This window comes from Agromyces terreus (genome assembly GCF_009749465.1).
GTDB lineage: Bacteria > Actinomycetota > Actinomycetes > Actinomycetales > Microbacteriaceae > Agromyces > Agromyces terreus.
In genome coordinates, this window is sequence record NZ_WBIS01000007.1 from 102422 (window position 1) to 120839 (window position 18418).

Below are 18418 nucleotides of genomic sequence, written 5' to 3' on the forward strand. Positions count from 1 at the left end.
CCGAAGCCGCATCACCGAAGGAGCACGACGATGAGCACCAACCGCCCCGGCGACCAGATCCAGACCGCAGCCGAGCTGCAGCTCGAGTGGGACGCGAACCCGCGCTGGGAGGGCGTCGCCCGCGACTACACCGCCGAGGACGTCGTCGCCCTGCGCGGCCCGGTGCGCGAGGAGCGCACCCTCGCCAAGCGCGGCGCCGAGCGCCTGTGGGAGGACATCACGCAGAACACCGGCACCGCGTTCGAGCGCATGGAGGACCCGCAGTGGTCGGCCGCGCTCGGCGCCCTCACCGGCAACCAGGCCGTGCAGCAGGTGCGCGCGGGCCTCAAGGCCATCTACCTCAGCGGCTGGCAGGTCGCCGCCGACGCCAACCTCAGCGGCCAGACCTACCCCGACCAGTCCCTGTACCCCGCGAACTCGGTGCCGGCGGTCGTGCGCCGCATCAACAACGCACTGCTGCGCGCCGGTCAGATCGAGCAGGGCACACCCGGCCCCGACGGCGAGCGCGACTGGATGGCCCCGATCGTCGCCGACGCCGAGGCCGGCTTCGGCGGCCCGCTGAACGCCTACGAGCTCATGCACCAGATGATCGAGGCGGGCGCGGCCGGCGTGCACTGGGAGGACCAGCTCGCGAGCGAGAAGAAGTGCGGTCACATGGGCGGCAAGGTGCTGATCCCGACGTCGCAGCACATCCGCACGATCAACGCGGCGCGGCTGGCGGCGGATGTCGCGGGCGTGCCCTCCATCATCATCGCCCGCACCGACGCGCTCGCCGCGACCCTGCTCACGAGCGACCACGACGAGCGCGACCGCCCGTTCGTGACGGGGGAGCGCACCGCCGAGGGCTTCTACGAGGTGCAGAACGGCATCGAGCCGGTCATCGCCCGCGGGCTCGCGTACGCCGAGTACGCCGACCTGCTCTGGGTCGAGTCGGCAGAGCCCGACCTCGACCTGGCGCGCCGGTTCGCCGAGGCCGTGCACGCGAAGTTCCCGGGCAAGCGACTCTCGTACAACTGCTCGCCGTCGTTCAACTGGAAGCGCCACCTCGACGACGACCAGATCGCGAAGTTCCAGCGCGAGCTCGCGTCGATGGGCTACGCGTTCCAGTTCATCACCCTCGCGGGCTTCCACGCCCTCAACCACTCCATGTTCACGCTCGCGAAGGACTACAGCGAGCGGCACATGAGCGCATACGTCGAACTCCAGGAGGCCGAATTCGCCTCGGAGGCATCCGGGTACACCGCCACGCGCCACCAGCGCGAGGTCGGCACCGGCTACTTCGACCAGATCGCCACGGCGCTGAACCCCAGCAGCGCGACCCTCGCCCTCGTCGGATCGACCGAGGAAGACCAGTTCGCTCACTGACCCTCTCGGCGGTCGGGGGGCCGCCGGTCGAGTAGGCGCCCCGGCGCCGTATCGAGACCCACACCAGGTCTTGATACGCGCTTCGCGCTACTCGACCGGCGAACTCGCCACCGCCGAACCGAAGGAGACACCATCATGAACACGACACCGACCATGACCCTCGAGCGAGAGCGTACGGATGCCGCATCCGGTCGCCTGCCCGAACCGAAGCCCGCCACGGGCAGCTTCCAGACCGTCGAGCCGCGCATCGAGGTCGCGCCCGCCGGCGCTTCCCGCCCGGACCGCGCCGATGAGATCCTCACGCCCGAGGCGCTCGCGTTCCTCGCGGCGCTGCACGACCGGTTCGCCGGTACCCGCCACGAACTGCTCGCCGCACGGCTGCAGACCCGCGTCGACGCCGCGAACGGGCGCGACCCGCGCTTCATGCCCGAGACGGCATGGATCCGCGACGACGCGTCGTGGCGGGTGGCCGGCCCCGGCCCCGGACTCGAGGACCGACGCGTCGAGATCACCGGTCCGACCGACCGGAAGATGGCGATCAACGCGCTGAACTCCGGCGCGAAGGTCTGGCTCGCCGACCAGGAGGATGCCACGAGCCCCACTTGGGAGAACGTCATCGGCGGGCAGCTCTCGCTGTACGACTTCCTGCGCGGCGACCTCGCGTACACGAGCCCTGAGGGCAAGGAATACCGCGTCACGGCGTCGGAGACCCCGACCATCGTGATGCGGCCGCGCGGCTGGCACCTCGTCGAGAAGCACCTCACATTCCACGACCGCGCCGGGCGGGCGATGCACGCGTCGGGGTCGCTCGTCGATTTCGGGCTGTACTTCTTCCACAACGCGCAGGCGCTCATCGCCGCCGGCCGCGGCCCGTACTTCTACCTGCCGAAGCTCGAGTCGCATCGCGAGGCGAAGCTCTGGAACGACATCTTCGTGTTCGCGCAGCGCGAGCTCGGCATCCCGCAGGGCACGATCCGAGCGACCGTGCTCATCGAGACGATCCAGGCCGCGTTCCAGATGGACGAGATCCTCTACGAGCTGCGCGAGCACTGCGCCGGCCTGAACGCCGGCCGTTGGGACTACATCTTCTCGATCATCAAGACGTTCCGCTCGCGGGGGCGCCGCTGGGTCTTCCCCGACCGCAAGGCGATCACCATGACGGTGCCGTTCATGCGGGCCTACACCGAGCTGCTCGTGCAGACGTGCCACAAGCGCGGAGCGCATGCGATCGGCGGCATGAGCGCGTTCATCCCGAACCGGCGAGACCCCGAGGTCACCGAGCGCGCGCTCGCCGCCGTGTCGGCCGACAAGCGCCGCGAGGCGGGCGACGGCTTCGACGGCACCTGGGTCGCGCACCCCGACCTGATCCCGACGGCTCGCGCCGAGTTCGACGCGGTGCTGGGCGACCGGCCCAACCAGGTCGCCCGACTGCGCGATGACGTCGAGGTCGCGGCATCCGACCTGCTCGACATCCCCTCGATCGGCGGCGAGGTCACCGAGGCCGGCGTGCGCGACAACATCGCGATCGCAATCCGCTACATCGAGTCGTGGCTGCGTGGCACGGGCGCCGCGGCGATCGACAACCTCATGGAGGACGCCGCGACCGCCGAGATCTCGCGCTCGCAGATCTGGCAGTGGCTCGACAACAACACGGTCACCGCCGAGGGCACGCGCATCGACCAGACGTCGATCGTGCGCCTCATGGCCGAGGCCGTCGCCGCCCTGCCGCGCTTCGAGGGCGACCGGTTCGATGACGCGATCTCGGTGTTCCGCACCGTGGCGCTCGAGCCCGAGTTCCCGACGTTCCTGACGGTGGGGGCGTACGCCAGGTTCCTCTGAGCCCCGCTCGGGCGCGCGCTCCAGGCCCCCCCCGGGAGCTGAAGTCAGGAGATCGGGCCCCATCCTCGCTGTGAGCGGGGCATGGGTCCCGATTTCCTGAATCCGTGCGGGGTTCTGCCAGAATGGCGCATCGTGACCCGCCACTCCATTCGCCCGGCCGGGCCCGCGGATGCCGCGGCGCTGGCCGATCTCGCCGCCGACACGTTCCCCCTCGCGTGCCCGCCGTCGACCACGCCCGAGGCCATCGCCGAGTTCATCGCGACGAACTTCACGGTCGCCCGCTTCGAGGGGTACCTCGCCGACGACGAGCGGATGCTGGTGGTCGCCGAGCGCGGCGCCGATGACGTCGACGGCGGCGGCGACGACGGCGACGGCGAGGGCGACGGTCACGGCACGGGCGCGCTCGTCGGCTACGCGATGCTCATCGCGGGCGATCCGGCCGACGCGGATGTCGCGGCCGCCGTGACCGTGCGTCCGACCATCGAGCTCAGCAAGTTCTACACGCGCAAGACGGCGCACGGCTCAGGTGCCGTCGCCGGCCCGCTCATGGAGGCCGCGATCGAGGCCGCCCGCGCGCGCGGCGCCGCGTCGGTCTGGCTCGGCGTCAACGAGGAGAACGCCCGAGCCATCCGCTTCTACGAGAAGCACGGCTTCGCGAAGGCCGGCCGCAAGCGCTTCAAGCTCGGCGACCGCTACGAGGACGACTGGGTGCTGGTGCGCGCCGACTTCACCGCCGCGTAGCCCGCGAGGGCGGCCTCGCGGGACTCGCCGAGGTCGACGATCGGCTCGGGGTAGTCGTCGGTGCCGATCTCGGGCACCCAGTGACGCACGTAGGCGCCGTCGGGGTCGAACTTCTTCGCCTGCAGCATCGGGTTGAACACGCGGAAGTACGGCGCGGCATCCGCCCCCGACCCGGCGACCCACTGCCAATTGAACGGGTTCGCCGCGGCGTCGGCGTCGACGAGCGTGTCCCAGAACCACTGCTCGCCACGGCGCCAGTCGACGAGCAGGTTCTTCGTGAGGAACGACGCCGTGACCATGCGCACCCGGTTGTGCATCGAACCGGTGCGCCAGAGCTCGCGCATGCCGGCGTCGACGAGCGGCACGCCCGTTCGGCCCTCCTCCCAAGCGCGCAGCGCGGTGGGGTGCAGGCGCGGCCACGGGAACGCGTCGAACTCGGACCGCCAGTTGCGGGTCGCGAGATCGGGCGCGTGGAACAGCACGTGCCACGCGAACTCGCGCCAGCCGAGCTCGGCGAGGAACCGGGCCCGGCCGCGGGCCTCGCCCGAAGCGCCGCCTGCCCCTCCGCGCCGCTCGCGCACGGCGTTCCACACCTCGAACGGGCTGATCTCGCCCCAGCGCAGATGCGGCGACAGTCGCGAGGTGGCGTCGATCGCCGGGCGATCGCGGTCGGCGTCGTAGTCGCCGAGGCGATCATCGAGGAACTCCGCGAGGCGTTCGTGCGCCGCCGCCGATCCGGGCGTCCACGTCTCGCGCAGGCCCGCCGCCCAGTCGGGCCGGGTCGGCAGCAGGTGCCACGACGCGAGGTCGTCGCTCGCGACATCCGTCACCGACGCCTCGAACGAATCGGGCGCGGGCGCGGGCAGCGGATGCCGCGGCTCGGGCGCCGCGACGCAGGCCCGCCAGAACGGGGTGAACACCGAGTACGGCGTGCCCTGCCCGGTGCGGATCGTCCACGGCTCGAACAGCAGGTTCGCGCCGAAGCTGCGCACCTCGAGCCCGTCGTCGGCGAGGCCGGACTTGAGCTCGGCGTCGATGTCGCGTTCGGGGCCGCCGTAGCGGCGGTTCCAGAAGACGGCGTCGGCGCCGGTCTCGGCGACGAGCGAGCGGATGACGCGGCCCGCCGCTCCCCGTCGCAGCACGAGCGTGGCGCCCAGCGTCTCGAGATCGGCGCGCAGGGCCTCGAGCGAGCCGTGCAGCCACCAGCGGGCGGCCCCGCCGAGCGCGCGGATGCCGGGCGACTCCTCGTCGAGCACGTACACGCACACCGCGGGCGCGCCACGCTCGACGGCGGCCGTGAGGGCGGGGTGGTCGCCGATGCGCAGGTCGTCGCGGAACCAGACGATCGACGGCGCGGCAGGCATGCGCCCGACGATACCCGACCACCCGTTGGTTGCGGCGGCGCCCCGGCCCGCTGGTCGAGGAGGCGCCCCGGCGCGCCGGTCGAGGAGGCGCCCCGGCGCCGTCTCGAGACCTGGGCGTGGCGGGTCTCGAGACGCTTCGCTCCTCGACCGGCGGGGCGTTGGTCGAGGAGGCGCCCCGGCGCCGTCTCGAGACCTGGGCGTGGCGGGTCTCGAGACGCTTCGCTCCTCGACCGGCGGGCGGGCGTGGCGGTCTCGAGACGCTTCGCTCCTCGACCGGCGGGCTCCGACCGGCGCGTTACGCGGCGGCCGCCGCGCGGCGCGCGATCGCCCACGTGCCGAGCCCCGACGCGAGGAAGATCGCGGCGAGAATCCCCCAGCCGGCCAGTCCCAGGTTGATCGCCGTGACCGTCACGACGACGGGCGCGAGCGTCGCTCCGATCGAGTACCCCATCGAGTAGACGCCCTGGTAGGTGCCCGCCTGCACGGGGTCGGCGAGCTCGAAGCTGAGCCCCCATCCGCCCGCCTGCGAGAGCACTTCGGCGAACGCGTGCGAGATCGCGGCGAGCACGACGAACAGCACCGAGAACCAGACCGGCAGCCCGGCCGCGGCGGCGTAGATCAGGCAAGCGGCGGCCATGAGCCACGCGGCGATCGCGGAGACGCGTCCGGCACGGCGCAGGTCGTGGGTGCCCCGCGAGAGCGGCACCTGGAAGATCACGACGATGATCGTGTTGAGGATCAGCACCGCGGAGACCAGCACGGTCGAGGCATCCGTCTCGTGCGCGATCCAGAGCGGAACCCCGATCTCGGCCACGCCGAACTGCATGCCGAAGATCGCGCTGAGCCCCGTGAGGGCGAGGTAGCGCGGGTCGCGCCAGGGCGAGTGCGCGAGGCGGGAGCGCCGGGTCGAGGCATCCGGCCGGGCGATCGATCCGGTGGGCGTGAGTGTCGGCGCGATGCGCGGCGCGTCGACCGAGGCGGGCAGCTTCACGAGCCGCACGAGCGCGAGCAGGTACAGGGCGCCGGCCCCGACGAGCAGGATGCGGTACGCCTCGGGCGTGCCGATGGCGAGCGCCAGCGCGCCGAGCCCCGAGCCGGCCGCGATCGCGAGGTTCGTGACGGTGCGCAGCACCGCCCGGGCGTGCACGCGCGACTCGCCCTCGAACGCGCGGGCGATGATCGCCATGCGGGTCGAGTTGGCCGCCTGCCCGAAGGCGCCGACGAGCACGGCCACGATCAGGGCCGAGACGAAGTCGGAGGTGGCGGCGTACGCGATCAGGCCGAGGCCCTCGAGCGTGGTGACGACGAGGAGCACCCGCCGGGCGCTGACCCGGTCGGCGAGCCATCCGCCGGCGAGCGAGGCGACGATGCCGGCGGCGCTCGCCGCGGCGAGCACGATCGCGACCTGGTGCGCCGGCAGCCCGACGACGAGGGTGAAGTACAGCACCGTGATCGTGAGGAAGATCCCGCGCCCGACCCGGCTGATGAGGGTCGCGGTGACGAGGATGCGCAGCATCGGGTCGGAGACGGATGCCGCGATGCGTGCGCCGAGGCCCGGTCGGTCCGTGCCGCCGTCTCCGGTCGAGTGCGGGCGGGTCGAGGCATCCGCTTCGTCGATGCTCGCGGCGGCGGATTCGAGCGCCGGTTCGATGACGGGCAGCGACGAGGTGTCGGGGTCGGATGCGGTGGGCCGGGTCACGGGTTCGATCCTGTCGGGCGCGACCGACGCCCGAAATCGATGTAGAGTAGTGCTTCATGTTGCGGTACGTGCTGAACGAGTCGGATGTCGCGTCCGTGCGTTTCGGCATCTCACCGCTCTGCGAGCTCGGCCTCTCGCTGCGCGCGATCAACGACCCGGCCCGGTTCCCGCTGCAGCTGCCGTGGCTCCGCCGCACCGAGGCCGCGCGCGCGGATCTCGACCTCGACGTGCTCGGCGCGCTCATCGACGAGCGGCTCTGGACGCCCGACTTCCTGAACCCCCGCCCGTCCGGCCCGCTCACCCGGCTCGACGACGAGCTCGCAGCCCTGCGCGAGCTGTCGCCCGCCGAGTTCGAACGCGACCTCGTGGCCGTGCACGGCCGGGTGCCCGACGTGTTCGCCGGCCCGCCGCGGGTTGCGATCCGCCGTCTCGTGGCGGCGCTCGAGCAGCTCTGGGCCGCCACCTTTGAGCCGTACTGGCCGCGCATGCGCGCCGTGCTCGAGGCCGACGTCGTCTACCGCGGCCGGCAGATCGCGCAGAACGGCCTGGCCACGATGCTGAACGGCATCTCGGCCACCGTCGACTACGAGGGCGGCGTCGTGACCGTGCGGCTCCGCGACCCGAACGAGCGCGTGCAGGCCATCGACGGCCTCGGCCTCACGCTCGTGCCCACGATGTTCACGCGGCGCGGATCGGCTCCCGTCGGCGACGGCCCGCCCATGATCATGTACCCCGCGCGCGGTCAGGGCGCCCTGTGGGAGGCCGAGAGCGTCGCGAACCCCGCGGCCGTCGCCGCCGTGCTCGGCGAGACGCGCGCGAGCCTGCTCGCAGCCCTCGGCGACCCCGCGTCGTCCACCGAGCTCGGCGTGCGTTTCGGCGTCACGGCCTCGGCGGTGAACCAGCACCTGCGCGTGCTCCGCGATGCGGGCCTGCTCGTGAGCACGCGCTCGGGCCGCAGCGTGCTCTACCTGCGCAGCGAACTCGGGTCGGCGTTGCTCGAGTCGCGGTCGGGTTGAGCTGGTCCCGGGCGGGCGGTCTCGCGGTCTCGTTCTCAGGAGAAGCGCGATCATGGTGCCCGATATGCGCCCATGACCATGCTTCTCCTGAATTTCGGCGGGCTGGGGGTCAGCGCGGGCGCGGAGCGGACGGGCGCGCGGATGGGCGCGGCGCGGCGCGGAGCGGGCGCCCGCGGGCGCGAGGCATCCGCTCGCGGCATCCGCCCCCCGTCACTCGGGGTCGGGCGCGACCCGCAGCACGACCTTGCCGCGCACGTGGCCGGCCTCGATGAGGCGGTGCGCCTCGGCGCCCGACTCGAGCGGCAGCTCGCGGTCGACGTGCACGCGCAGGGCGCCGTCGTCGACGAGCCGGGTGAGCACGGCGAGCGTGCGCGCGTCGGGCGAGCACGAGTATCCGGTGGCGCGGATGCCGCGGGCCGCCGCCTCGTCGGCCATCGTCGGCCACGACCCGGTGGGCACGTTCACGATGAGCCCGCCGTGGCGGATCACCTCGAGCGAGCGGGTTCCGGTGTCGTCCTTCACGTTGCCGATGAGGTCGATGACGACGTCCTGCTCGCCGGCGACCTCCTCGAAGCGTTCGGCCCGGTAGTCGATGACGTGTTCGGCGCCGAGACCCTGCACGAACTCCACGTTGGACGCCGAGCAGGTGGCCGTGACGTGCGCGCCGAAGTAGGCCGCGAGCTGCACCGCGAGATGTCCGACGCCGCCGGCGCCGGCGTGCACGAGCACGCGCTGGCCGTCGTGCACGCGGGCGACGTCGACGACGGCACCCCACGCGGTGAGCGCGGCGATCGGCAGGGCGGCGGCCTCGGCGAAGCCGAGCGATGCGGGCATCGGGGCCACGCTCATCGAGGAGACCGTCACGAACTCGGCGTAGCTGCCCGGAGTGCGCGGAGGGCGGGCGGCGCCGTAGACGCGATCGCCCGGATGCAGCGGATGGCCCGCGTAGGGCACGGTCTCGACGATGCCCGCGAAGTCGTTGCCGAGCACGGTCGGGTAGGTTCCGATGGCGGCGGACACCCCGCGCCCCGCGCGCGTCTTCGCGTCGATCGGGTTGGCGCCGGCGGCGATGACGCGCACGACGACCTCGTCGCTGATGCGCGTGGGTCGGGGCACGTCGGCGAGGTGGAGCTCGTCGGCCTCACCGGTGCGGTCGATCACCAGGGCGCGCATCGTGTCGGTCATGGCTCCATCCTCGCGGCCCGTGGCGGCGACCGCCAGCAGGCTGCGCACGGATGTCGCCGCCGAGCGGCGTCGCCGGTTCGGCGCGGTCGGCCTAGAAGTTCGTCATCCAGCGGGCGACCTGCTCGGTGAGCACGTGCGCCTGCGCGGCCGGGCCGTCGTCGCGGGCCGGCAGCACGAGCATGGGCGACGCGGTGCCGGCGGCCCAGCGCTCGGCCGTGGTCATGGGGTGCACCGGGTCGCGCAGCGCGCCGACGACGAGCGAGCGGATGCCGCGGGTCTCGAGCTCGGCGAGCTCGGCGTCGTCGCGGAACGCCCGGTTGCGCGGGATCTCGACGAGCCGCATGGCCCGCCGCGCGGCATCCGGTGCGGAGAACTGGGCGAGCAGGGAGCGGGCGCCGATGGGCGACACCTCGGCGACGCGGTGGTAGAGCTCGCGCTCCTGGAACTCGGCGGCGCCCGACGGGCCCGCGTCGGCGAGCACCTGACCGATGACCGGGAAGGCGCGGAGGTTCTCGGGCAGCGGCTTGTCGTCGAAGGAGGGACGGATGAACACGGCGCGCTCGACCGGCAGGAGCTCGTCGAGGGTGATGCGCAGGGCGAGCGCGGCGCCCATGGAGATGCCGAAGATCGAGACGGGCTGCTCGTGCGAGCCGCCCGCCTCGTCGATGCCGCGGCGCACGGCGCCGGCCACCTCGGCGGCGAGCGCGTCGATGGCGAAGTCGTCGGCGTGGCCGACGTCGAGGAATCCGCCGTGGGCTCGCACGTCGGGCGCGATGATCAGCTCGTCTTCGCCGGAGACCTCTCGCAGCATCGGCTCGAGCAGCGTCAGCGGCTGGCGGCGGTCGGCACCCAGGCCGTGCAGGAGGACCGTCGTCATGCGAGCACGCTCGGCCGGAACGCGGCGCGCGGGTCGTGTACGGGGGCGTGCGCCGGGCGCAGCTCGGCGAGGAGCTCGTCGGCGAGGGACACGAGGATCGCGATCTGGTCGTCGTCGCGGTCGATCCATCGGCACTGCGGTTCGGGATCGACCGGCACGAAGTCGTCGTGCTGCTCCCAGACGATGAGCGTGCGCTCGGCGCCGAGCACGTACTGCTGCCACCACACCTGCCGCAGGTAGCTGCGCGGAACGGCCCGCCACGGCTTCGACGTGGTCTTGATCTCGCACAGCTCGAGCACGCCGCCCGTGACGCGCAGGCCGTCTGGCGTGGCCAGGTGACGGCGATCGGATGCCGCGTGGTACAGCAGCGACGAGTGCGTCATGCCGTGGGCGCGGGCGGCCCACTCGGCGATCACGGGCTCGCGCTCGCGGCCGTGGTCGGTGTAACGGCTGCCCCCGAAGCTGCGTGCGGGGCCGTGCAGTTTCTCCCAGACGGCGGACTTCACGGAGGCCCGGGTGGCGAGCTTCGCGGCGTCGGTCGCGGTCACGCCTTGGGAGCGGGCGCGGAGCCAGGCGACCCGGTCTGCGGAGTCGGCCACGACGCGCGACTCGTGGGGGAGGCGTGCCGGCGGCGCGATGCTCTCGCGGATCTCGCCGGACGGCGTGAGATCGAAGAGCGCGAAGGGGGTGTCGGGCACGCAACGAGCGTAGCGCGGGCCGCCCACCCGCGGAGGGCCTGCTCGGTGTGTCAGCGGGACGCGAGCGCGACGATGCCCTCGGGCGAGAGCGCGTGGTGGATCGCGAGCATCGCCGCGCCGAGCACGGCGGCGTTCTCGGCGGCGGCGGACTGCACGATGGCGAGATGCTCCGTGGCCAGCGGCATCGAGCGGGTGTAGACGACCTCCCTGACGCCGGCGATGAGGTGCTCGCCGGCCCGCGCCATCGATCCGCCGATCGCGATGACCGACGGGTTCACGAGGCTGACGCACGCGGTGAGCACCTCGCCGATGTCGCGGCCCGCCTGGCGGACGGCCTGGATCGCGTCGAGGTCGCCGCGCTTGACGAGCTCGACGACGTCGGAGCCGGTTCGCGCGTCGACGCCCTGCTCGCGGAGCGCGCGTGCGATCGCGGGGCCAGAGGCGAGGGCTTCGAGGCATCCGCGGTTGCCGCAGTGGCAGGGCACGTCGGCGCCGCGCGCGACGCGCACGTGGCCGAGGTCGCCGGCGATGCCCTGCGCGCCGCGCTGCAGGAGGCCGCCCGAGATGATGCCCGACCCGATGCCGGTGGCGACCTTCACGAAGACGAGATGCTCGACCTGCGGCCAGGCGAGCGCGCGTTCGCCGAGGGCCATGATGTTCACGTCGTTGTCGACGAGCACGGGCACCTCGAGGTGCTGCTGCACCCAGCCGGGCACGTCGAAGCGGTCCCAGCCGGGCATGATGGGCGGATTGACGGGCCGGCCGCTGTCGTGTTCGACGGGGCCCGGCACGCCGATGCCGATGGCGGCGAGGTCGCTCCGATCGCGACCGATGCCGGCCATGAGGTCTTCGGCGGCGCCCACCATCCAGCCGAGCACGGCCTCCGGGCCGTCGGCGATGTCCTTCGGCTCGCCGTGCTGGGCGAGCACGGAGCCCTCGAGGTCGGTGACGGCGAGGGTCGCGTGCGAGGCCCCGAGGTCGGCGGCGAGCACGATGCGCGCCGAGGGGTTCAGGGCGAACTGCGATGGCGGGCGGCCGCCGGTGGAGGCGGCGTCGGCGACGGGGGTCACGAGCCCGAGCCGCATGAGCTCGTCGACGCGCGCCGCGACGGTCGACCTCGCGAGCCCCGTGGTCTGCGCGAGCGAGGCGCGCGTTCGCGGCGCCCCGTCGCGGAGCAACTGGAACAGCTCGCTCGCCCCCGAGGCGCCGAGGGCCGAACCTCGACTGATGTCCACCATGAAAGGAAGTAAAGCACACCACCTTCATCGGGGCTTTGGTAACGAACATGTCACGGCGCCGACGACTTTTGACGAATGACTAGCAAAAGGTGTCGCGGCTGTGTCAGCATGGCCGACATGACAACGGACGTCACCGCCTCGGCGCGAACCCTCCGCGCCGGGTTCGTCGGCGCCGGCTTCATGGCCACCGTGCACTCGCGGGCCGCTCGCGCCGCGGGCGCCGAACTGACGGGCGGCGCGTCCTCCTCGCCCGAGCGGGCATCCGCCGCCGTCGAGCGGCTGGGCCTCGCGAACGCGTTCGGCTCCGTCGACGAGCTCCTGGCCGACCCCGACATCGACGTGGTCCACGTGTGCACGCCGAACACCACGCACGCGGCCATCGCGCTGGCCGCGCTCGAGGCCGGCAAGCACGTCATCTGCGAGAAGCCGCTCGCCACCTCCGTCGCCGACGCCGAGCGGCTCCGCACGCTCGCCGCCGAACGCGGGCTCGTGGCCGCCGTGCCCTTCGTCTACCGCTTCCACCCGATGGCGCGCGAGGCGCGGGCCAGGGTCGCCGCCCGCGAGACGGGTCGCCTGCTGAGCGTGCACGGCGCATACCTGCAGGACTGGCTCGCCGCCCCGCACGACGACGACTGGCGGGTCGACCGCGCGCTCGGCGGCCCGTCGCGGGCGTTCGCCGACATCGGCTCGCATCTCGTCGACCTCGTCGAGTTCATCTCGGGCGACCGCATCGTCCGGCTGAACTCCACCATCCGCACCGTCTACGAGCGTCGGGCCACGAACGTCGACATCGCGACGGAGGACCTCGTCGCCGTCGTCGTCGAGATGGCCTCGGGCGCCGTCGGCACGCTGCTCGTCTCGCAGGTCGCCCCCGGCCGCAAGAACGCCCTGTCGATCGAGCTCTCCGGCACCGACGCGAGCGTGCGCTTCGAGCAGGAGCGGCCCGACCGGCTCTGGGTGGGCCGCGCCGAGGCATCCTCGCTCATCGAACGCGACCCCGCCAGGCTCGCCCCCGACGCCGCCCGGCTCTCGCTCGTGCCGGCCGGGCATCCGATGGGGTACCAGGACGCCTTCAACGCCTTCGTCGCCGACGCCTACGCGGCTGTCGCCGGCACCCGCCCCGACGGCCTCCCCGGCTTCGACGACGGGGCGCGCGCCGTGCGCGTGACCGACGCCGTGCTGCGCTCCGCGGCATCCGGGACCTGGGCGGAGGTGGCCGCATGAGCGCGCAGCAGCAGGCGGCGGATGCCTCGGGCGCGCCCCTCGCCGAGCGCGAGCCGGTGCTCGTCGCCGACGGGCTCGAGAAGTCGTTCTTCGGCGTCACGGTGCTCCACGGCGTCGGACTCACGCTCCGACCGGGAGAGGTGCACGGGCTCGTCGGCGAGAACGGCGCGGGCAAGTCGACCTTCATGAAGATCCTCGCCGGCGTGCACGAGCGCGACGCGGGCACGATCACCCTCGGCGGACGCGACGTGCGCTTCACCCACCCCGTCGAGGCGGCGCACGCGGGACTGGCCACCGTGTTCCAGGAGTTCAACCTGCTGCCGGAACGCACCGTCGCGCAGAACGTGTTCCTCGGCCGCGAGCCCAAGCGCCGCGGGCTCGTCGACCGCCGCTCCATGGAACGCGAGACCCGCGACCTGCTCGCCGAACTCGGCATCGACGGCATCGAGCCCGACGCGCTCGTGCGCACGCTCACTGTCGCCGAGCAGCAGATCGTCGAGATCGTGAAGGCGCTCTCGGTCGACGCGCGGGTGATCCAGATGGACGAGCCGACCGCCGCCCTCGCCGACCACGAGGTCGAGTTGCTCTACGCGATCGTGCGCCGGCTCGCCGAACGCGGCGTCGCGATCCTCTACGTCTCGCACCGGCTCAAGGAGATCTTCGACCTCTGCGACACGATCACCGTGCTGAAGGACGGCGCCCTCGTCTCGACCGGGCCCGCCGCCGAGCTCGACACCGACGAACTCGTCCGGCGCATGGTCGGGCGCCCGATCTCCGCGTACTTCCCCGACGCTGAAGAGGGCACGCGCATCGGCGAGCCGCGGCTCGTGCTCAGGGGAGCGGGCAACGCCTACGTCGACGGCGTCGACCTCGAGCTGCGCGCCGGCGAGATCGTCGGCGTCGCCGGCCTCCAGGGCTCCGGGCGCACCGAACTGCTCGAGGCCGTCTTCGGCATCACGCCCTTCACCCGCGGCGAGATGCGGCTCGACGGCCGGGCGGTGCGCATGATGAGCGCACGGCAGGCCGTCAAGGCCGGCGTCGCGCTCATCACCGAGGACCGCAAGGCGCAGGGGCTCGCCCTCAACCAGTCGGTCGCCGACAACGCCCTGCTCGTGATCCGATCCGTCTTCGCACGGCGCACGCGCGAGGTCCGGCAGGAGCTCCCGGGCGTGCTCACCTCGCTCGAGGTCTCCTCGCAGGGCGGCGACCAGGAGGTGCAGTACCTCTCCGGCGGCAACCAGCAGAAGGTCGTGCTCGCCAAATGGCTCGCCGCGAAACCCGGGGTCGTGCTCCTCGACGAGCCCACGCGCGGCATCGACGTCGGGGCGAAGGTCGCCGTCTACCGGCTCATGCGCCGGCTCGCGAAGGAGGGCGTCGCGATGCTCATGATCTCGTCGGAGCTGCCCGAGGTGATCGGCATGTCCGACCGCATCGTCGTCATGCACGACGGGCGCGCCTCGGCCGAGCTCCCCGCGAGGAGCGACGAGGCCACGATCCTCTCGGCCGCGACCGGAACCCTGCGCGTCGGCGACCTCCGCGTCGACCCCGCCCGGAACGACGGGGAGGAGGCCCGATGAGCTCGCCCAGCGCACCCGCCGCCCGCCCGGTCGCCCGCCGTCGTCGCCGGCGCCTCGACTCCAGCCTCATCGTCGGCATCGCGCTCATCGCCGTCATCGTCATCGGCGCGATCCTCGTCGCGAGCGTCGGCCGCAACTTCTTCAGCGCCGGCAACATCCGCGACATCCTCACCGGCATGAGCGTGCTCGGGTTCGTCGCGATCGGTCAGACCCTCGTGATCCTCTGCGCCTCGCTCGACCTCTCGGTGCCCTACGTCGTGAGCCTCTCGAGCCTCATCGCGGCCGACCTCATGGCCGGCGACCCCGCGAACATCCCCGTCGCCGTGCTCGCCGTGCTCGCGACGGCCGCCGTCATCGGGCTCGCGAACGGGCTCATCGTCACCAAGCTCAAGGTCAACGGCTTCATCGCCACCCTCGGCACCGGGCTCATCATCAAGGGTTACCTCGACTCGAACTACAAGGGCACGAGCGGGCAGGTGCCGTGGGAGTTCCAGCTCATCGGCGCGACCGGCGTCGGCCCCGTGCCGATCTCCACGATCCTGATGCTCGTCGTCGCCCTCGCCGGCGCGTTCTTCCTGGCCCGCACCCGAACGGGCAACCACATGTTCGCTGTCGGCGGCAACGAGCAGGTCGCGCGGCTCTCCGGCATCCGCACCGCACGACCGATCATCATCGCCCACGTGCTCTGCTCGATCACCGCCGCGCTCGCCGGACTCCTGCTCGCCAGCCGCCTCGGCGTCGGAAGCCCGACCGTCGGCACCCAGGGCGGATACGACCTGCTCTCGATCGCCGCCGTCGTGCTCGGCGGCACCCTGCTCATGGGCGGCCGCGGATCGATCTGGGGCACCGTCGGCGGCGTCGCGATCTTCGCCGTGGTCGACAACGTGATGAGCGTCATGCAGGTCAACCCGTTCCTGAAGGACGTCGTGCGGGGCATCGTCATCGTCGCCGCGGTCGCGGTGTACACGAGCCGCCAGCTCGATCGACGCCGCCCCCGGTTCGGACCCGGCTCCGCGGCATCCGCGCCCCCGACCAGCCCAGGAGCGGGCGAACCGTCCGCACCCGCCGCACCGGCGGGCTCCGCGGCATCCGACACGACCGGCCGATCGGAGGCGAACGCATGACCGCCACCACCGCGACGAAGCCCTCGCTGCCGAACCGCCTCGCGGGCCTCGGCCGCACGCTCGTCAGCCCGCGCGGCGCCGTGTTCCTGCTGCTCATCGTGCTGCTCGTCATGATCGCCGTGCTGAACCCGTCGTTCGCCGAGCCCGGCCAGTTCATCCGCTTCGTCCAACGCGTCGCGCCCGTCGCCATCGTCGCGATCGGACAGTACTTCGTCATCGTCGGCGGCGAGTTCGACCTCTCGATGGGATCGGTCGTGACGGCGCAGGTCGTCATCGCCGGCAACCTCATCGGCCAGGACGACGCCAAGATCCTGCCGGTCACGGTGTTCATGTTCGTGTTCGGGGCGCTCGTCGGACTCGTCAACGGCCTCATCGTGTCGTTCCTGCGCGTGCCGAGCTTCATCGTGACGCTCGGCATGATGCTCGCCCTGCTCGGCGGCGTGCTCTACTGGACCGGCGGCGCGGCGACCGGCAACCCCGCCGACTCGTTCCGCGAGATCGGACGCGGCGGCATCCGCGACCTGCCCGTCATCGACATCCTGCCGTGGTCGGTCGTGGTGCTCGCGATCGTGCTCGGGCTCGCGGTGTGGTTCGCACGTCGGCCCTTCGGCCGCACGATCATCGCCCTCGGCGACAACGCGACCACCGTGCGCTACGCGGGCGCCCGCAACTGGTGGGTGAAGACGTCGACCTTCGTCATCTCGTCGCTCTCGGCCACGGTCGCCGGCATCCTCCTCGTCGGCTACGCGGGCGTGCACCCGAGCGTCGGCCGCGGCTACGAGTTCACCGCGATCACCGCCGTGGTGCTCGGCGGCGTGGTGCTCGGCGGCGGGCGCGGATGGGTCGTCGCCGCGGCGGCCGGGGCCTTCGCCCTCGAGGCGTTGTTCACGCTGCTGAACTTCGCCGGCGTGCCCTCGACGTACCGCGACGCCGTCCAGGGCGTCATCATCATCCTCGCCGTGGCGTACGCGGCCACGACCGTTCGGGCCCGGCGTCGCGGCCGCGCCCTCGAGACTCCGGCGGCGAACTCGCCGGCCGACCAGACCCCGCCGGGAAGCGACCCGGCGGCACAGACTTCGCCCGCACCACCCGTGGCGAAGGAGCCCGATCCCGACTCGGTTTCGGCTCGCCCTGCACCCATTCCCTCGACGCAGAGGGCTGACAACGAAACCAAGGGAGGTTCGTGATGCGACGCAGGATCACCGTGGTATCAGCCATGGTCGGCGCTCTCGCGCTGTTCACGCTCGCCGGATGTACCACCGACCCCAATGTGGCCGCGCCGTCCGACGACGCCGCTGCCACGGAGGAATCGGTCGAGTGGTTCGACCAGGAGCTCTTCGACAAGCAGGACGCCGAACGCGACGTCGTGCCCGAAGGACCGGAGGGCCAGCCGTGGCTCCAGCACATCAACGCCGAGATGATCGACACGTCGGAGTTCGCGGCCGACGGGGCGAAGAAGGCGTGCTTCGCGAACGCCTCCATCTCCAACCCGTGGCGCCAGACCGGCTGGATCACCATGAACCAGCAACTGGCGGTGCTGCAGGACGCGGGGGTCATCTCCGAGATGGAGACCCGCGACGCGCAGGACTCCGATGACACGCAGATCGCCGACATCGACTACTTCATCACCGAGGGCGACTGCGACATCTTCCTCATCTCGCCCAACTCGACGGCGGCGATGACGCCGGCGGTGGAGCGGGCGTGCGACACCGGCAAGCCCGTGGTCGTCTTCGACCGCGGCGTGCAGACCGACTGCCCGGTCACGTTCATCCACCCCATCGGCGGATTCGCGTGGGGCATCGACACGGCGGAGTTCCTCATCGGCGAGCTCGAAGAGGGCGACAAGGTCGTGGCGCTGCGCATCCTGCCCGGCGTCGACGTGCTCGAACAGCGCTGGGCCGCGGCCGAGAAGCTGTTCGACGAGGCGGGCATCGAGGCGGTGGACTACTTCACCGGCGCCGACCCGACGGAGATCAAGAAGATCATCTCCGACGAGCTCGCCAAGGGCGATGTCGCGGGAGTCTGGATGGATGCCGGCGACGGCGCCGTCGCGGCCATCGAGGCGTTCGAGGACGCCGGCGTCGACTACCCCGTCATGACGGGCGAGGACGAGATGAGCTTCCTGCGCAAGTGGAAGGACACCGGGCTCACGGGCCTCGCACCCGTGTACTCGAACTTCCAGTGGCGCACGCCGCTGCTCGCGGCGCAGAAGATCTTCGCCGGCGAGGAGATCCCGAGCGAGTGGGTGCTCCCGCAGAGCCCCATCACCGCGGAGGAGGTCGACGAGTACCTCGCGGCGAACGACGGCATGCCCGACGGCCACTACGCGAAGTTCGGCGGCGAGGACCTGCCGGGCTACCCGCAGGTGTGGCAGGACCGCGTGATCCCGTAACCCGCACCGCCACCCACCCAGCACGACCCGTTCGCAATTCAGGAGCGGAGGTGTGTCGCGGGCCCGATCAGCCGATTGC

Annotated in this window: 15 protein-coding genes; 9 read left to right on the top strand and 6 right to left on the bottom strand. The window is 72.2% G+C overall.

What is annotated here, in order from left to right; genetic code table 11:
* Positions 1 to 30 precede the first annotated feature (30 nt).
* The 3 genes from aceA to GQQ92_RS13315 all read left to right on the top strand — a co-directional run bounded on the left by aceA (position 31) and on the right by GQQ92_RS13315 (position 3945).
* Positions 31 to 1365, top strand: a complete 1335-nt coding sequence (gene aceA, locus GQQ92_RS13305) for an isocitrate lyase (RefSeq protein WP_156999784.1) — start codon at positions 31 to 33, stop codon at positions 1363 to 1365.
* Between the two features lie 135 nt (positions 1366 to 1500).
* Positions 1501 to 3204, top strand: a complete 1704-nt coding sequence (gene aceB, locus GQQ92_RS13310) for a malate synthase A (protein WP_232057690.1) — start codon at positions 1501 to 1503, stop codon at positions 3202 to 3204.
* A 132-nt stretch (positions 3205 to 3336) separates the two neighbouring features.
* Positions 3337 to 3945, top strand: coding sequence for a GNAT family N-acetyltransferase (locus GQQ92_RS13315; protein WP_308206740.1), 609 nt, complete (start codon positions 3337 to 3339; stop codon positions 3943 to 3945).
* Here the strand turns inward: GQQ92_RS13315 and GQQ92_RS13320 are convergent.
* Both GQQ92_RS13320 and GQQ92_RS13325 read right to left on the bottom strand, forming a co-directional pair.
* A complete protein-coding gene (locus GQQ92_RS13320; protein ID WP_156999786.1) occupies positions 3897 to 5309 on the bottom strand; it encodes a cryptochrome/photolyase family protein in 1413 nt (470 codons plus the stop codon). The genes GQQ92_RS13315 and GQQ92_RS13320 overlap by 49 nt on opposite strands.
* A 295-nt stretch (positions 5310 to 5604) precedes the next feature.
* Positions 5605 to 7008: an MFS transporter gene (locus GQQ92_RS13325; RefSeq protein WP_232057691.1), complete on the bottom strand. Its 1404-nt coding sequence runs from the start codon at positions 7006 to 7008 to the stop codon at positions 5605 to 5607.
* Positions 7009 to 7064: 56 nt separating this feature from the next.
* Between GQQ92_RS13325 and GQQ92_RS13330 the strand changes: the two genes are divergently transcribed.
* Positions 7065 to 8024: an ArsR/SmtB family transcription factor gene (locus tag GQQ92_RS13330; protein WP_156999787.1), complete on the top strand. Its 960-nt coding sequence runs from the start codon at positions 7065 to 7067 to the stop codon at positions 8022 to 8024.
* Positions 8025 to 8234: 210 nt separating this feature from the next.
* Here GQQ92_RS13330 and GQQ92_RS13335 read toward each other — a convergent pair whose 3' ends face one another.
* The 4 genes from GQQ92_RS13335 to GQQ92_RS13350 form a co-directional block, all read right to left on the bottom strand.
* A complete protein-coding gene (locus GQQ92_RS13335; protein ID WP_156999788.1) occupies positions 8235 to 9209 on the bottom strand; it encodes an NADP-dependent oxidoreductase in 975 nt (324 codons plus the stop codon).
* A 91-nt stretch (positions 9210 to 9300) separates the two neighbouring features.
* Complete coding sequence (locus GQQ92_RS13340) at positions 9301 to 10086, bottom strand: alpha/beta fold hydrolase (RefSeq protein WP_156999789.1); 786 nt, start codon at positions 10084 to 10086, stop codon at positions 9301 to 9303.
* Positions 10083 to 10784 carry a YqaJ viral recombinase family protein gene (locus tag GQQ92_RS13345; protein WP_372493355.1) on the bottom strand — a complete coding sequence of 234 codons (702 nt, stop codon included), beginning with the start codon at positions 10782 to 10784 and terminating at the stop codon, positions 10083 to 10085. The genes GQQ92_RS13340 and GQQ92_RS13345 overlap by 4 nt, the downstream gene beginning before the upstream one ends.
* A 50-nt stretch (positions 10785 to 10834) precedes the next feature.
* Positions 10835 to 12022 (bottom strand): ROK family transcriptional regulator, encoded by a 1188-nt coding sequence (locus GQQ92_RS13350; RefSeq protein ID WP_197738258.1) that lies wholly within the window; start codon positions 12020 to 12022, stop codon positions 10835 to 10837.
* 117 nt (positions 12023 to 12139) lie between these two features.
* Here GQQ92_RS13350 and GQQ92_RS13355 point away from each other — a divergent pair, with 117 nt between their 5' ends.
* The 5 genes from GQQ92_RS13355 to GQQ92_RS13375 are packed head-to-tail and all read left to right on the top strand — an operon-like array spanning position 12140 to position 18339.
* Complete coding sequence (locus GQQ92_RS13355; protein ID WP_156999790.1) at positions 12140 to 13246, top strand: Gfo/Idh/MocA family protein; 1107 nt, start codon at positions 12140 to 12142, stop codon at positions 13244 to 13246.
* Complete coding sequence (locus GQQ92_RS13360; RefSeq protein WP_156999791.1) at positions 13243 to 14823, top strand: sugar ABC transporter ATP-binding protein; 1581 nt, start codon at positions 13243 to 13245, stop codon at positions 14821 to 14823. Before GQQ92_RS13355 ends, GQQ92_RS13360 begins: the two co-directional genes overlap by 4 nt.
* On the top strand, positions 14820 to 15947 hold the full coding sequence (locus tag GQQ92_RS13365) for an ABC transporter permease (protein ID WP_156999792.1): 1128 nt from the start codon (positions 14820 to 14822) through the stop codon (positions 15945 to 15947). Before GQQ92_RS13360 ends, GQQ92_RS13365 begins: the two co-directional genes overlap by 4 nt.
* On the top strand, positions 15944 to 17134 hold the full coding sequence (locus GQQ92_RS13370; protein WP_156999793.1) for an ABC transporter permease: 1191 nt from the start codon (positions 15944 to 15946) through the stop codon (positions 17132 to 17134). The genes GQQ92_RS13365 and GQQ92_RS13370 overlap by 4 nt, the downstream gene beginning before the upstream one ends.
* Positions 17134 to 18339: a substrate-binding domain-containing protein gene (locus GQQ92_RS13375; protein ID WP_156999819.1), complete on the top strand. Its 1206-nt coding sequence runs from the start codon at positions 17134 to 17136 to the stop codon at positions 18337 to 18339. Before GQQ92_RS13370 ends, GQQ92_RS13375 begins: the two co-directional genes overlap by 1 nt.
* Positions 18340 to 18418: the final 79 nt, after the last annotated feature.

Excerpts from the sequence above, each read along its gene's own strand:
- aceA (WP_156999784.1), top strand. The coding sequence starts at position 31 with ATGAGCACCAACCGCCCCGGCGACCAGATCCAGACCGCAGCCGAGCTG.
- aceB (WP_232057690.1), top strand. The coding sequence starts at position 1,501 with ATGAACACGACACCGACCATGACCCTCGAGCGAGAGCGTACGGATGCC.
- GQQ92_RS13320 (WP_156999786.1), bottom strand. The coding sequence starts at position 5,309 with ATGCCTGCCGCGCCGTCGATCGTCTGGTTCCGCGACGACCTGCGCATC.
- GQQ92_RS13330 (WP_156999787.1), top strand. The coding sequence starts at position 7,065 with ATGTTGCGGTACGTGCTGAACGAGTCGGATGTCGCGTCCGTGCGTTTC.
- GQQ92_RS13335 (WP_156999788.1), bottom strand. The coding sequence starts at position 9,209 with ATGACCGACACGATGCGCGCCCTGGTGATCGACCGCACCGGTGAGGCC.
- GQQ92_RS13340 (WP_156999789.1), bottom strand. The coding sequence starts at position 10,086 with ATGACGACGGTCCTCCTGCACGGCCTGGGTGCCGACCGCCGCCAGCCG.
- GQQ92_RS13350 (WP_197738258.1), bottom strand. The coding sequence starts at position 12,022 with ATGGTGGACATCAGTCGAGGTTCGGCCCTCGGCGCCTCGGGGGCGAGC.
- GQQ92_RS13355 (WP_156999790.1), top strand. The coding sequence starts at position 12,140 with ATGACAACGGACGTCACCGCCTCGGCGCGAACCCTCCGCGCCGGGTTC.
- GQQ92_RS13360 (WP_156999791.1), top strand. The coding sequence starts at position 13,243 with ATGAGCGCGCAGCAGCAGGCGGCGGATGCCTCGGGCGCGCCCCTCGCC.
- GQQ92_RS13365 (WP_156999792.1), top strand. The coding sequence starts at position 14,820 with ATGAGCTCGCCCAGCGCACCCGCCGCCCGCCCGGTCGCCCGCCGTCGT.
- GQQ92_RS13370 (WP_156999793.1), top strand. The coding sequence starts at position 15,944 with ATGACCGCCACCACCGCGACGAAGCCCTCGCTGCCGAACCGCCTCGCG.
- GQQ92_RS13375 (WP_156999819.1), top strand. The coding sequence starts at position 17,134 with ATGCGACGCAGGATCACCGTGGTATCAGCCATGGTCGGCGCTCTCGCG.